Here is a 14,254-nt window from a genome sequence, read left to right on the forward strand (position 1 = left end):
TCGGGAAGATCGACTACGCCGCCAGCGCGTAGCGCCGACAATGGTCGAGATAGGCCGCCTCGTGCGTGCCGGCGAGCGAGACCACGCTTTCCCACAGCCAGGTCGGCGCGTCGATCGATCCGGCGCGGTCGGTGTCGAGCAGGGCCAGCCAGTCGCGCCGCGTCGCGTCGTCCATCTGCCGGGCGTGCGCCTTGCCGACGACGAAGGCGAGATAGCGCGCGGCCTTGACCGCCTCGCTATGGCCGAACTGCTCGATCTCGATCTTGAGGTCCTGCGGCGCGAGCTCGCGGATGAACAGCGAGCGGCCGAGCATCCGCACCGGGATGATGCGGTCGCCGAGATGCGGCGACAGCGCACGGGCGGCGGCGGCGACGCGGTCGCCATTGTCCTTGGGCATCTTGGCGCCGGGGCTCGCGGGGGCGATCGGTGCGGTCGCCTCCTTGAGGTCGACCAGCGCATAGTCCGATCGGCCCTTGGCGTTCTTGAGCCCGAGGATCGCGGCGAAGCGCCATAGCCCCAGCGAGCTGCAGCCCTTCATCCAATAGGCGGCATCGACCAGCCGGACCTCGCGGTCGAGGTCCTTATGATCCAGCGACAGCACAAGGTTGGCGACGCCTGGATCCTCGAACACGTCCTTGAGCGCGGCGCGCTCCTTGGCGTCGAGCGCCCAGAATTTGCGCCCGAGCGGGATCGTCGGTTCGACCGCGTCGAGGCGTTCGCGGGCGAGATGCCGCCAGCGCCGCCCGATCGCCCGCTTGCGCACCGAGGTGACGACCTCGGGCTCGGGGCCGGATGCGCCGCTGGTCGGGTCCTGCATCGCCGCGGCATAGCCCTCGATCATCGCCTCGATCATCCGCGCCGTGGTGACGCCGGGGAGGTCGGAGCCGCGCGCGGCGGTCGCCAGCGACAGGCCGAGCCGGATCAAATCGTGCGCGGGGTTGCCGATCACCGCCTGGTCGAGATCGCGGATCTGCACCTCGACGCGACCGTCGCCCGCGGCGATCGGGCCGAGATTGCCGAGATGGCAGTCCCCGCAGATCCAGATCGACGGCCCCTGCGGCACCCGCCGCGCGCTCGGCGAGGCGGCGAGCCATTCGTAGAATTTGGCGGTGTTGCCGCGGACATAGGCATGCGCCGAGCGCGCCATCTTGAGCGTGCGCTTGGCCTCGAGGATGGTCGCGCGTTCGGTGATGTCGGGCGTGGGCTGGGGCATGCTGGCAATTGTCCTCGATAGATGAACGCTCAACGACCGGCGCGGCGGTTCGGCTTCGTTTAGGCCATATATTTCAGGGTGATGGTCCAGGACCGAATGCCGCGCGTTCAGATGTCGCAAGCCCGATGCCGGGCGACAGGAGATGCGATATGGCGACGACACTCAAGGCCCATTTCGAGACGCGGCGCGACGCCGACATGACAGTCGAGCGGCTGGTCCAGGAATTCGGCGTCGAGCGCACCGATATCTTCGTCACCACCACCGGCGGCGAGAACAGTGCGGGCGAAGAGACGGCGGGATCGGACGGCGAGGCCGGGCAGCCGGCTCCCGAGGCGCGCGACGATGCGGCGCTGCATGGCCCGATCGAGGTCTCGGTCGATCTCGAGGACGAGGGCAAGGTCGCGGATGTCCGGTCGGCCTTCGCCGAATTCGGTGCCGCGGATCTGGCGGAAGGCTGAGCGACACGATCTATCGGATCAGCAGCCCTCGTCACCCTGGCCTTGCGCCGGGGTGACGGGGTTGTGGCCGCTGCGTCACCGACGACGCAGCGGCCTTAGCTCATTTGTCGGCGCGCAGCAGCGCGGTCTCGGCGAGATGCTCGGCGATGAACCAGACCTGCGGCTCGTTGGTGCGGATCACATTGCTGACGAGCAGGTCGTTGGTGCCGTCGTCACCCGATTCGTCGGCCTGGTCGGCGCCCTCATGCGCCTGGCGCAGGATGATCTCATGCGCCTCGAGCAGACGCGACAGCTGCGTCGGCACGTCCTCGCGGCCCTTGGGTGGGCGGGGGATCTTGGTCATCTCGGCGACATCGGGTGCCATCGCGATGCTGATCCCGCCGAGCGCCATGATCCGCTCGGCGATCATGTCGACGAGCTCGACCTGCGCCTCATAGTGCGTGTCGAGCAGCAGATGGAGCTGGTAGAAGGTCGCGCCCGACATCTGCCAATGATGCTTCTTGTACATGTCGCGGAGCGTCATCGTGTCGGCGAGCATCTGGTTGAGCGTCGCGACGCTCTGCGTCCGCGCATTGTCCTCGAGCGCGAGCGGCAGGTTCTTGAGCGTGCCATAGGGCTGGATTTCGCGATATTCGACCTTGTACTGCGGCTGGGCCTCGGTCGTCGGTTTCGCTGCGGCGGGTTTCCTGGCCATGTCTGTTTTCCCTTCCCGGACGGCAGGATGCGCCGCCAATTGGTGCTGCTCAAACGGCACCGGCGCGATTAAGTGCCGATGCCGTTGAGACATTTGATGGTGCCGCCGCCGGGCGAACCCAGCGGCGGTGGTCGTCAGGCCGCGGCGGGCGCGAGAAAGGCCGCGGCGTCGAGATCGGTGGTCAGTTCGCGATCCCACAGGCGAAGCTGCCCGCAGGTCTTGACGAACGTCTTGGCGTCGGCGGCCTTGCCGAGCTCGATCAGCCCCGCGTCCATGTCGTCCTCGCCGATCCCGGCCTTGTCGATCAGCGGTAGCGCATCGGCGGTATAGCCGATGAACTTGCTGTGCCCGAAGGCGTCGCTGACGAAGTCCTTGGCGGTCTTGTCCTTGGCGAGCATCGCCGCGCCATCGACCGACAGCACCAGCGCGACGGCATCATAGAGGATCGACGGTCCGCCATCGATCTTCTGCTTGCCCTCGACCAGCGTGCCGTCGTCGAGCGTCGCACCCGCGACCTTGGGGGTGATGATCTCGTACACCGCCTTGGCAGCGACGACCGCATCGATCAGCGCGGTGACGATCGCCGCCTCGGCGCCGTCGGTGACGAGAATGCCGAGCTTGCGGCCCTCGAAACTGCCCTTGGCGGTCTTGGCGATGCTGAGCGCATCGGACGGCGGCAGGTCGGTGCGCGTCTCGACCGCGGCGGGGGCCGGCGCCGGCATCGCCTTGAGGCCGAGACCGGTCGCGACGGTCTGCGCGAGCTTCGCGTCGATGTTGAGCAGATGCCCGACCATCAGCTCGCGGATATCGACGCGCTCGACCTTGGAGAGCTCGAACACCAGCGCGTCGCCGATATGCTTCTGCTCGATGTCGGTCTGGCTGATGAAGAACTGACGCGCCTGGCTATAATGGTCGGCGAAGCTCGCCGAGCGCACCTGCGCCTTGCGACCGGTCTCCTCGGCGGCGAAATGCTTGTAGCCGGTGGTCGGGCTCTCGCGCGGGCCGGCCCAGCTGTTTGGCTCGTAATTGGCGCGACCCTTGGGGTTGCGCATCGCCATGTGGCCGTCCTGCTGGAAATTGTTCACCGGCACATGCGGCTGGTTGATCGGGATGTGCGTGAAGTTCGGGCCGCCGAGGCGCTTGAGCTGCGTGTCGAGATAGGAGAAATTGCGGCCCTGGAGCAGCGGATCGTTGGTGAAACCGATGCCGGGTACGACATTCTGCGTGCAGAAGGCGACCTGCTCGGTCTCGGCGAAGAAATTGTCGACGACGCGGTCGAGCACGAAGCTGCCGATGATCTTGAGCGGGATCTGGTCCTCGGGGATCAGCTTGGTCGAATCGAGCACGTCGAACTCGAACTTGTCCGCGAACTCGTCGTCGAACAGCTGGACGCCAAGCTCCCACTCGGGCGGCGTGCCCATCGTGATCGCGTCCCACAGGTCGCGGCGGTGATAGTCGGGATCGGCCCCGTTGATCTTGACCGCCTCGTTCCACAGTACCGACTGCAGCCCGAGCTTGGGCTTCCAGATGAACTTGACGTAGGTGCCCTTGCCCTCGGCGTCGATCAGCCGGAAGGTGTGGACCCCGAAGCCCTCGATCATGCGGAACGAGCGCGGGATCGTGCGGTCGGACATGATCCACATGATCATGTGCATCGATTCCGGGGTCAGCGAGATGAAGTCCCAGAAATTGTCATGCGCGGTCTGCGCCTGCGGGAAGCCGCGATCGGGTTCCTGCTTGGCGGCGTGGATCAGATCGGGGAATTTGATCGCATCTTGGATGAAGAACACCGGGATGTTGTTGCCGACGAGGTCCCAATTGCCCTCCTTGGTGTAGAATTTCATCGAGAAGCCGCGCACGTCGCGCGCCAGATCGGGCGAGCCCTTGTTGCCCGACACGGTCGAGAAGCGGACGAACATCGGGGTCTTCTCGCCGACCTCGGACAGGATCTTGGCGGTGGTGATGTCCCCGAGCGATTCGGTCAGCGTGAAGGTGCCGTGCGCGCCGAAGCCGCGGGCATGGACGACACGCTCGGGGATACGCTCATGATCGAAGTGGAAGATCTTCTCGCGGAAGTGGAAATCCTCGAGCAGCGCAGGGCCGCGCGCGCCGACCTTGAGATGATTCTGGTCGTCGGCGACCGGAATGCCCTGCTGTGTGGTCAGCACCTCGCCGTCGGCACCGGCGATCTGGTGGGTCTCGCCCCCTTCGCCGATGATCGTCTCGAAACTGGTCGCCTGCGATGCAGCGCCCGTATCCTTGCCCAATGTCTTTGCCATGATCCGCGAACCCTCTGTGTGCACCTCTCAAAAGCGCACGCGCGTCGAGAGAGTTGCCGGATAATCGGGAATGTTAACCTAGAGCATAACGATTGTCCGCTGCCCACCGTGCCCGGTCGGTAGGCCTGCCGAGATCGCATCATCGCGTCGCGGTTTCCGCACCGCGCGCGCGTTTGTGGGGTCCGGCTGCGCAACCTCGACGGGTGCGGAACATTGGGAGCGGCGGGACGATCGCTATCGCCATTCAAGGAGACGTGATGATGGAAATGCGGAAATTGGGCGCGCAAGGCCTCGAGGTCTCCGCGCTCGGGCTGGGCTGCATGGGCATGTCCGAATTCTACGCCGGGCGCGACGAGGCGGAGTCGATCGCGACGATCGACCGCGCGCTCGATCTCGGCGTCACCTTTCTCGACACCGCCGACATGTACGGCGTCGGCGCCAATGAGGAACTGGTCGGCCGCGTCGTGCGGCAGCGCCGCGAATGGGTCGTGGTCGCGTCCAAGTTCGGCAATGTCCGCGGCGCCGACGGCAGCTATCAGGGCATCAACGGCCGGCCCGACTATGTCCGATCCGCTTGCGACGCGAGTCTCAAGCGGCTCGGGCTCGACGTGATCGACCTCTATTACCAGCACCGCGTCGACCCCAATGTCGCGATCGAGGAGACGGTCGGCGCGATGGCCGAGCTGGTTCAGGCCGGCAAGGTCAAATATCTGGGTCTCTCCGAGGCCGCGCCCGCGACGATCCGCCGCGCGCACGCCGTCCACCCGATCTCGGCGCTGCAGACCGAATATTCGCTGTGGAGCCGCGATCCCGAGGCGGAGATCCTGCCGACGCTGCGCGAGCTCGGCATCGGCTTCGTGCCCTACAGCCCGCTCGGCCGCGGCTTCCTGACCGGCCAGTTCAAGTCGGCCGCCGACATCCCCGAGGACGACTATCGCCGCAACGCGCCGCGGTTCCAGGGCGCGGCGTTCGACAGCAATCTCGAGCTCGTCCGTGCGATCGAGACCATGGCCAACAATAAGGGGTGCACGCCGGCGCAGCTCGCGCTGGCCTGGGTGCTCGCGCAGGGCCTCGACGTCGTGCCGATCCCGGGCACCAAGCGCCGCACCTATCTCGAGGACAATCTCGGCGCGCTGAATGTTACGCTGAGCGCCGCCGATCTCGCGCGGATCGACGAGATCTTGCCGCCCGGCGCCGCCGAAGGCACCCGCTATGCGGCGCCGCAGATGGCGTCGCTCAACCTGTGAAGCGTGCGCGGCCGCTCCGGCGGCCGCGTTTCGCCCGTTCAGCGGGGCGTCATCCCTTCGTCCGCCCGCCGGCGGCCGCGATCGCGGCGACCATCGGCGCATTGCCCTGTGCCTCGGCGACCGACGCCGCGCTGTTGCCGGCCGCGTCGGTCACGCCCGGATCGGCGCCGGCGGCGAGCAGCATGTCGACGATCGCGGCGTGCCCGAACAGCGCGGCCATCATCAGCGCGGTTTGGCCGGACTCGTTACGCAAGTTCACGTCGGCGCCGGCCTCGATCAGCAGCGCGGCGATCTGCGGATAGCCTTTGAAGGCGACCCCCATCAGCGCGCTGTTGCCGCGCGCGGAGTCGACGAGATCGACCGAGCCGCCGCGGGCGAGCAGCAAGGCCGTCGTCGTCGCCTGGCCGCTGTAGCTGGCGAGGATCAGCGGCGTGAACCCCTTCGCGTCGCGCGCATTTACGGCGACGCCGGCGTGCAGCAGCGCCGGGATCACGTCGTCGCGACCACTCCGCGCGGCATCCATCATCAGTTCGACCAGCCGCTCGGGGGAGGGCAGCGGCCGGGGTTCGTCCGAGGAAACGGTGTCGGTCATGGTCTGGCTCCGCATTCGGCCGGCCTATCCGATCGATCGTGCCGGAAACCGTCCAGCCGGGATTCGGTTCATCGCGCCTTTTCAACGCCGCCACGATCGGTTGCGGGAGCTCGCCGCTTTGCTTGCGTTCGGCGGTGGCGCCTTTCATGACGTCGATGTCCTGCAAGCGGAGACGGATATGGCGTGCTTTGTCCTGGTGCATGGCGGCGGTCATGGCGGCTGGTGCTACGCAAAGGTTGCAGCGCTGCTGCGCGCGGCCGGGCACGACGTCTATACGCCCACGCTGACCGGGCTCGGCGAACGCAAGCATCTGCTGACGGTCGATACCGATTTGTCGACGCATGTCGCCGACATCGTCAACACGCTCGTCTATGAGGATCTGCGCGACGTGCTTCTAGTCGGGCACAGCTATGGCGGGATGGTGATCACCGGCGTTGCTGACCGCGCGCCCGAACGCATCCGCGAGCTGGTCTATCTGGATGCGGCGCATCCCCGCGACGGTGAGTCGCTGGTCGATACCGCGCCGCAGGCGATGGCGTTCGCGCGGGCGTCGGCACGGATCGTCGACGGCATCGAACTCGCGATGTGGCCGACCGAGGAGATGATCGCGGCGATGGGGTGCCACGATCCCGCCGACGTCGCCTTGCTGCGGGCGCGGATGATGCCGCATCCATGGAAGGCGTTCGAGGAGCGGCTGCGCTTCGTCAATGGCGAGGCCGCGGCGCGGCTGCCGCGGACGAACGTCAACTGCAGCGCGTCGCTGCAGCACAGCTCGCCCGACGACCGCGCTCGGCAATGCGACGGGCATCGCAATGTCGAGATCGATACCGGCCATGATCTGATGATCACCGAGCCGCGGCGGGTCGCGGATATCCTGCTCGACGTCGCCGGCAGCTGATCGTGGCGCGTCGGCGCCTATCCGTCGTGCCTCACGTGCCGCGCAGCATCTGCATCACGCGGGCGCGGATCCGGCCATAATTGTCGGGGCGTAGCGGGCCGAGCAGGCCGTGCTTCTCGGGCGGCAGATGCGCGAGCGGATGGCCGTCGCTGCGAAACACATAATGGTCGAAGTGGGATCGCCAGGCGGCCCGTTCGGGCGCGGGCCGCTCGGCGATCGCGATCATCGCCAGCAGCAGCGTCGCATAGGGCGCATCGGGTCCGGCGCTGAACGCGTCCCACCAATGATTGACCAGGCCGTTGAAACCGCTGGTGGCGTCGACCTGATGCCACCATAATTTCGGCAGATACAGCGCGTCGCCGGGGTCGAGGTCGGCGATGATCGCCTGATCGGCGATGGTCGTGAAACGCGGGAAGCGCGGATCGCTGCGCGGCGCCGAGGTGGCGAGGCTGGTCGGTTGGCCCGCCATGGTGTGGTCGATCGGACCGACATACAGATCGCCGATTGCCTCGGGTGGATAGAGCGTGAAGCGGCGTCGACCCGCGACCACGCAGGCGAGGTTGTCGAGCGTGTCATAATGCGTCGCGATCGTCGAGGCATGCCCCAGCCAGATCCGCGCACTGCTGGGCTGCGACAGCAGCGCTGGCCGATTGGCAGCCGAGAAGCCGGGCAGATAGGCGTTGATCGGTAGCGAGCCGACGTACAGCGAGGGTGCTGCCGGGTCGTCGCGCGGGGCGAGCATGGCGGCCAGCGCGTCGGCGAAGCGCATCCGCCGCCGGATGAAGTTGAAGCCGTCCGGCGCATCGCCATAATCATAGCGGCCGGCGATGCCCGGCGGCCCGACAAAGGCCTCGACCTCGGCACCCGCGTCGAACGGCGAGAGATAGGCGGCGAGCGCGGCGGTGCCCTGCGCCGCGGCGGCCACCACCGGCCAGTCGCGGGCGAGGCCGCGCAGGATGACGGGCCGACACGGCGAGACGATGTCACGCAGGAAGGCGTCCGGTCCGGCAACGCCCGCGGCGTCGATCTCGGGCGCCGTCGCCATCTCAAAGCACCCCGGCGCCAAGCGGGGCGGCATCGCCCGCCAGTCGCGCATTCTTGATCGTCGCAAGCCGGGCGATATTGCGAAACGAGGCGATGATCAGATAGATCAGCTGGAGATAGCCGCGGTGAAACAGGTCCACTATGACCTCGTCGTCGAGACCGCGCAGGCGATCCTGGCTGATCGTATAGAGGCCCTGGAGCGTCCGGCGGCTGCCGTCGTCGAAGCTCAGGCCGATGTCGACGGGCTCGACCAGCTTGTGGTCGAGCACCATATGGATGAACGCCTCTGTCGGTTCGGCCCCGGCGCGGAAGGTGCCGAGCGCGGCGATGATCCGCTGGAGCGGCGACGCGGGTTCGCCGTCCGGCGTGAACAGCGCGTCGCCGTCGAGATCGGCGGTCACGCGCGGGCTGTCCAGATCGACCGCGAGGCCGGCCTCGCCGATGTAGAAGCCGGTTCGCGTGCGATCGAACGGGCAGTGGCCGAGCGTGATACCCTCGGGGCCGTCGAACAGGTCCTCGCCTGGGTCGATGCCCAGCATTGCGCCGCAAAAGAAGCGCCCGGTTTCCGGGTCCTTGGACAGCAGGATAGGCAGATCGCCGGCCAGCAGGGGGATTTCGACCGTCACGATCGGGCTGAACCGCTCGGCGGCGCATCCCCGGCCCAAAGGCTTCGCGATCAGGCGGAGATGACGATGATGAGCGCTATCAAGCGTGACGATATTCGGCATTGTCTCTCCGTTGATTTGATATCCCACCCGCGCGACTCTTGCGGTCGCCCTGTGACCAAGTCCCTGTTTCGCAAGTCACGCTGCAATGCGACACAGTCAGAAATATTTCAAAGATGACCAATTCGAGTATTGATAGCGCTAACGTCGCGGCGTATCCAGAGCGCAGATAGTCTTCTGGGGAGGAGAATCGGCGGCTGCGCAAGACCGCCTGCGTCTACAGCCATAGCATAGCGACAATAAACGGCAGGTCCGAAGAGGCTTGTCGTGACCAGGGAGGATGCGACTGCCGGCCGACGACCAGTCGGGTGCGCGAGCACTTGCGCGCGAATGACACGGCAGCGTGTGTTTGTCAGACCGCACACGGGAGAGGGAACGTGGCTCAGGCTCACGACATCATCATGACGCGTCATCGGCAGCCGGCAGCGCGGCGCAATGCCCTGCTGTGGGGGGCGTCGTTGCTCGCACTAGGCTATGCCGCCAGCAGCGCGAGCGCGCAGGCCGCGCCGCAAAACGGCACCGCCCCGCCGACATCGCTCGGCGCCTCGGTCAACAGTGCGCCGCCCACCGGAACGGGCGTCGCGCCGGTCGACAATGGCACCGCGACCGACAGCGATTCCGCCGCCGCCGCCGGGGCACCCAAAAGCGCCGCGACCTCGCCGTCGGATTCGCAGCGCAATGGCGAGATCGTCGTCACCGGTCTGCGCGGTTCGCTCCAGCGCAATCTCGACATCAAGCGCGAGTCCGCCGGGATCGTCGATGCGATCTCGGCCGAGGACATCGGCAAATTCCCGGACTCCAACGTCGCCGCCGCGCTCCAGCGCGTGCCGGGCGTGTCGGTCAGCCGCGGCACGACCAGCCTCGGCGGCCTGCCCGGCACCACCGGCGATGCCACCGCGATCACCGTGCGCGGCTTCGGACCCGAGTTCAACGAGACGCTCTATGACGGCCGGCCGGTGTCGTCGGGCACGAGCAAGCGCAATTTCGATTTCAGCACCGTCGGCGCCGATTTCGTCGGCGAGCTCGACATCCTCAAGACCCCCGACGCGGCGCTGACCGCGGGCGCGATCGGCGCGACGATCAACATCAAATATCCCAAGCCCTTCGATCATCCCGGCCTGCGCATCGCGGGGTCGGCATCGGGCTCGATCAACGACGGCGCGGGCAAGGTCGCGCCCGCGGGCGGGCTGCTGGTCAGCGACACGTTCGACGACGACAAGTTCGGCATCCTCGCCGACGTGATCTACACGCAGCACAAGACCGAGACCAACCACATCAACAACCAGGGCTGGGAGGGCGGCTATTACGCCGCCTGCCAGCTCACCCCGACCTGCACCGACGCGCAGCTCGCCAACAAGACGATCCCCGGCTTCTACAGCCAGGATTACGGCATCTATCAAGAGCATACCACCGACACCCGGATCGACGGCCGGATCGCGCTGCAATGGCGGCCGAGCGACAATCTGCTGTTCACCGTCGACGACAATTATTCGCGCGAGAAGGTGCGGGCGGATCAATATGGCGACAGCGTCTGGTTCAACCAGGGCAATCTGCGCGACGTGCAGCTGGATTCGAACGGCACGACGCTCAACTTCATGCAGACCAACTCGCCGACCGACTTCCAGGGGCAGATCAACCAGCAGGTGCTGCAGAACAACCAGCTCGGCGCCAACGTCAAATGGGACGCGACCGACCATCTGAGCGTCGTCGCCGACGGCAGCCGGTCGCGCTCGTGGCTCAACCCCGACGGCCAGTTCAGCAGCCTCGACGTCGACGTCGGCTATGGCGGCACCAACGCCAGCACGATCGGGCTCGTCAACAACGGGTCGAGCGGCATACCGACGCCGACCGGGATCGGCCCCGATGGCAATGCCGCGAACTTCCTCGGCAACGGGATCATCGGCTCGCACGTCGTGCCGATCACCAGCCAGCGCAACCGCGACACGGTGACGCAAGGGCGGCTCGAGGCGGCGTGGAACCAGGACGGGCTCAAGATCCGGCTCGGCGGCCAATATGTGAAGGACGTGTTCCAGCTGTCGAACTACGACACCTTCACCAACAATTTCTGGCAGGCCTATTCGGGCTACGGCCCGGCCAGCGGTTCGGCGACGGGCGTCGCGCTGCCGTCCAACCTGTTCAGCGGCAGCTTCAGCACGGCCGGTTTCATCCCGGGCTTCTCGGGCGGCGGCGGTCTGCCGCCCCGCGTGCTGATGTTCGATCCCTATGCGGTGCTCAGCTATCTACAGGGGCTGGGCAATCCGCAGACGATGAACATCCCGGGCTATAATTACAGTTCGGTCAACGGCTTCACCGGCACCTACGACACGGTGCTCAACCCGGCGAGCTACCAGCGGATCAGCGAGCAGACCTGGTCGGGCTATCTGACGATCAAGCAGGACACGCATATCGGCGCCATGCCCTTCCACATCAATCTGGGCGCGCGCGAGGAGGTGACCAAGGTCGTGTCGGCGGGGCTCGGGCAGCTGCCGACGTCGCTCGCGATCCAGCCCGGCGACATCACCGCCTTCCTGATCACCTATACGCCGACCACCGCGGTCTCGACGACGCACAAATATTCCTATTTCCTGCCCAATCTCGATCTCGGGCTCGAGGTGACCGACAAGCTCAAGCTGCGCTTCGACGCGTCTCGAACGCTGACCCGGCCGGCGCTGAGCCTGCTTACCCCCGTGCTCAACGTGCCCAACACGCAGCGCGTCGGCGCCCTGGTCGCAACCGGCGGCAATCCCAAACTCAATCCCTATCTCGCCGACAATTTCGACGTCGGTGCGGAATGGTATTATCGCCGCAACAGCTATGTGTCGGTCGATCTGTTCGCCAAGCGCGTCACCAACTTCATCGTCGGCGGCTCGATCCAGGAGCCGATCAACGGCGTCATCGATCCGACCACCGGGCAGCCGGGATCGTTCACCGTGACGCGGCAGGTCAACGGCCCCTCGGCGGTGATCAAGGGGGTCGAGCTCGCGGTCCAGCACGTCTTCGCGGACACCGGCTTCGGCTTCACCGCCAACGCCACCTTCGTCGAGACCAACAAGAAATATGATCCCAAGAACCTCACCGTCAGCGGCTTCGCGGTGACCGGTCTGGCCAATTCTGCCAATTTCGTCGGCTTCTACGACAAGAACGGGTTCCAGGCGCGCGTCGCGGTCAATTGGCGCGACGAATATCTCGACCATTTCGGCCAGACCCAGAATAATTCGGCGTTCGGCACCGAGCCGACCTTCGTCAATGCCAGCACGCAGGTCGATTTCAGCAGCAGCTACGACATCAGCAAGCGGATCAACCTGTTCTTCGAGGCGCTCAACCTCAATGACGAGACTCTGGTCACGCACGGGCGCTACAAGAACCAGATCCTCGACGCCTTCCGCTATGGCCGCCGCTTCACCGTCGGCGTGCACTTCCGTTTATAGGGCCCCCTCCTGGCGGGGAGCCGATCCTGGTCGGCTCCCCGGCTTTTTGACGGTATTGCGGGAGCAGCTCGGCCGATGCAGGATGGCAGCATGATCACGCCGGTGCGCGATATCGTCATCGTCGGCGGGGGCACCGCGGGCTGGCTGACCGCGGGTGTGATCGCCGCGCGGCACAAGGCGCGGATCGCGGCGGGCCGTGTGTCCGTGACGCTGGTCGAAAGTCCCAACGTGCCGATCATCGGGGTGGGCGAGGGGACGTGGCCGACGCTGCGCGCGACGCTCGAGAAGATCGGCGTGTCCGAGACCGACTTCTTCCGCGAGTGCGACGCCGCCTTCAAACAAGGCGCCAAGTTCGCGCGCTGGGCGACGGGGGCCGACGACGACGCCTATTATCATCCGCTCATGCTGCCGCAGGGCTTCACCCAGTTCAATCTCGCCCCGCATTGGCTGCAGGACGGACAGGGCCGCAGCTTCTGCGACGCGGTGTGCGCACAGGGGCAATTGTGCGAGGACGGGCTTGCCCCCAAGATGATCACCACGCCCGAATATGAGGCGGTGGCGAACTACGCTTATCATCTCGATGCCGGCAAGTTCGCGCCTTTCCTCCAGAAACATTGCACGACCAAACTGGGCGTCCGCCATATCCTCGCCGATGTCGGCGAGGTTCGCCTGGCGGAGAATGGCGACATCGCCTGCGTCGTCACCGCGCAGGCCGGCGCCATCGACGGCGACCTGTTCGTCGACTGCACCGGCTTTTCGGCGCTGCTGCTCGGCAAGACGCTCGGCGTCCCGTTCCGCGACTGCGGCGACGTGCTGCTCTGCGACACCGCGCTGGCGGTGCAGGTGCCGTACGCCACCCCCGACGATCCGATCGCCTCGCACACCATCTCGACCGCGCAGCAGGCCGGCTGGATCTGGGATATCGGGCTGCCGACGCGGCGCGGCGTCGGCTATGTCTATTCGAGCCGGCACAGCGGCGAGGCGGACGCCGAGGCCGAGTTGCGGCGCTATATCGGCCCGGCACATGCCGCGCTGCCGATCCGCAAGATCGCGATCCGCTCGGGGCATCGCGAGATCTTCTGGTCGCGCAACTGCGTCGCGGTCGGGCTCGCGGCGGGCTTCCTCGAGCCGCTCGAGGCCTCGGCGATCGTGCTCGTCGAACTGTCCGCCAAGCTGATCGCCGAGCAGATGCCGGCCTGCCGCGAGGTGATGGACATCGTGGCGGCACGCTTCAACGAGGTCACCACCTATCGCTGGGGCCGGATCATCGATTTCCTCAAGCTCCATTATGTGCTCAGCAAGCGCACCGACAGCCGCTTCTGGACCGACAATGTCGATCCCGCCACGGTGCCGCCGCGATTGCAGACATTGCTGCGCCTGTGGACCTACCAATCGCCTTGGTTCTTCGACGAATTCGATCGGCTCGAGGAGGTGTTCCCGGCTGCGAGCTACCAATATGTCCTCTACGGCATGGGGTTTCGCACCGAGGTCGATCCGCTCGATGTCGTCGACGGCGCGGGCACCGCCGCGCGGCTGCGGCGCGAGACCGAGGCGACGACGCAGTCGCTGCGGCGGCAGATGCCGCGAAACCGGGATCTGATCCGCAAGATCCGCGACTATGGCCTGCAGACGATCTGATCACGACCCGCATCGATGGACAGGGCAGGCGGTGACTG

At 66.4% G+C, this 14,254-nt stretch carries 11 protein-coding genes; 5 read left to right on the top strand and 6 right to left on the bottom strand.

All coding sequences use genetic code 11. The annotated features are described in order from the left end of the window. Positions 1–13: 13 nt before the first annotated feature. Positions 14–1,213: a DUF2252 family protein gene (locus Q0326_RS15445; protein WP_298692093.1), complete on the bottom strand. Its 1,200-nt coding sequence runs from the start codon at positions 1,211–1,213 to the stop codon at positions 14–16. 149 nt (positions 1,214–1,362) lie between these two features. Between Q0326_RS15445 and Q0326_RS15450 the strand changes: the two genes are divergently transcribed. Beyond that, entirely contained in the window at positions 1,363–1,671 is a 309-nt protein-coding gene (locus tag Q0326_RS15450; protein ID WP_298692095.1) for a hypothetical protein, read from the top strand. Positions 1,672–1,771: 100 nt separating this feature from the next. On the opposite strand, the gene Q0326_RS15455 is transcribed toward Q0326_RS15450, so the two are convergent. Both Q0326_RS15455 and Q0326_RS15460 read right to left on the bottom strand, forming a co-directional pair. Then, on the bottom strand, positions 1,772–2,365 hold the full coding sequence (locus Q0326_RS15455) for a DNA starvation/stationary phase protection protein (RefSeq protein ID WP_298692097.1): 594 nt from the start codon (positions 2,363–2,365) through the stop codon (positions 1,772–1,774). Between the two features lie 134 nt (positions 2,366–2,499). Then, positions 2,500–4,644, bottom strand: a complete 2,145-nt coding sequence (locus tag Q0326_RS15460) for a catalase (RefSeq protein WP_298692099.1) — start codon at positions 4,642–4,644, stop codon at positions 2,500–2,502. A gap of 257 nt (positions 4,645–4,901) precedes the next feature. Between Q0326_RS15460 and Q0326_RS15465 the strand changes: the two genes are divergently transcribed. Continuing rightward, entirely contained in the window at positions 4,902–5,891 is a 990-nt protein-coding gene (locus Q0326_RS15465; protein ID WP_363304228.1) for an aldo/keto reductase, read from the top strand. A 49-nt stretch (positions 5,892–5,940) separates the two neighbouring features. Here Q0326_RS15465 and Q0326_RS15470 read toward each other — a convergent pair whose 3' ends face one another. Next, positions 5,941–6,483 (bottom strand): ankyrin repeat domain-containing protein, encoded by a 543-nt coding sequence (locus Q0326_RS15470; RefSeq protein WP_298692102.1) that lies wholly within the window; start codon positions 6,481–6,483, stop codon positions 5,941–5,943. A gap of 178 nt (positions 6,484–6,661) precedes the next feature. Between Q0326_RS15470 and Q0326_RS15475 the strand changes: the two genes are divergently transcribed. Then, positions 6,662–7,381 (top strand): alpha/beta hydrolase, encoded by a 720-nt coding sequence (locus tag Q0326_RS15475; protein WP_298692104.1) that lies wholly within the window; start codon positions 6,662–6,664, stop codon positions 7,379–7,381. 31 nt (positions 7,382–7,412) lie between these two features. Here Q0326_RS15475 and Q0326_RS15480 read toward each other — a convergent pair whose 3' ends face one another. Together Q0326_RS15480 and Q0326_RS15485 are read right to left on the bottom strand one after the other, a co-directional pair. Then, positions 7,413–8,426 carry a cupin-like domain-containing protein gene (locus Q0326_RS15480; RefSeq protein WP_298692106.1) on the bottom strand — a complete coding sequence of 338 codons (1,014 nt, stop codon included), beginning with the start codon at positions 8,424–8,426 and terminating at the stop codon, positions 7,413–7,415. Position 8,427: 1 nt separating this feature from the next. Continuing rightward, positions 8,428–9,153: a SapC family protein gene (locus tag Q0326_RS15485; RefSeq protein ID WP_298692108.1), complete on the bottom strand. Its 726-nt coding sequence runs from the start codon at positions 9,151–9,153 to the stop codon at positions 8,428–8,430. Between the two features lie 398 nt (positions 9,154–9,551). Between Q0326_RS15485 and Q0326_RS15490 the strand changes: the two genes are divergently transcribed. After that, positions 9,552–12,578: a TonB-dependent receptor gene (locus tag Q0326_RS15490; protein WP_298692110.1), complete on the top strand. Its 3,027-nt coding sequence runs from the start codon at positions 9,552–9,554 to the stop codon at positions 12,576–12,578. A 90-nt stretch (positions 12,579–12,668) separates the two neighbouring features. After that, complete coding sequence (locus Q0326_RS15495) at positions 12,669–14,216, top strand: tryptophan halogenase family protein (RefSeq protein WP_298692112.1); 1,548 nt, start codon at positions 12,669–12,671, stop codon at positions 14,214–14,216. The last annotated feature ends 38 nt before the right edge of the window (positions 14,217–14,254 follow it).

The organism is uncultured Sphingomonas sp. (genome assembly GCF_937859915.1).
Taxonomy (GTDB): domain Bacteria; phylum Pseudomonadota; class Alphaproteobacteria; order Sphingomonadales; family Sphingomonadaceae; genus Solisphingomonas.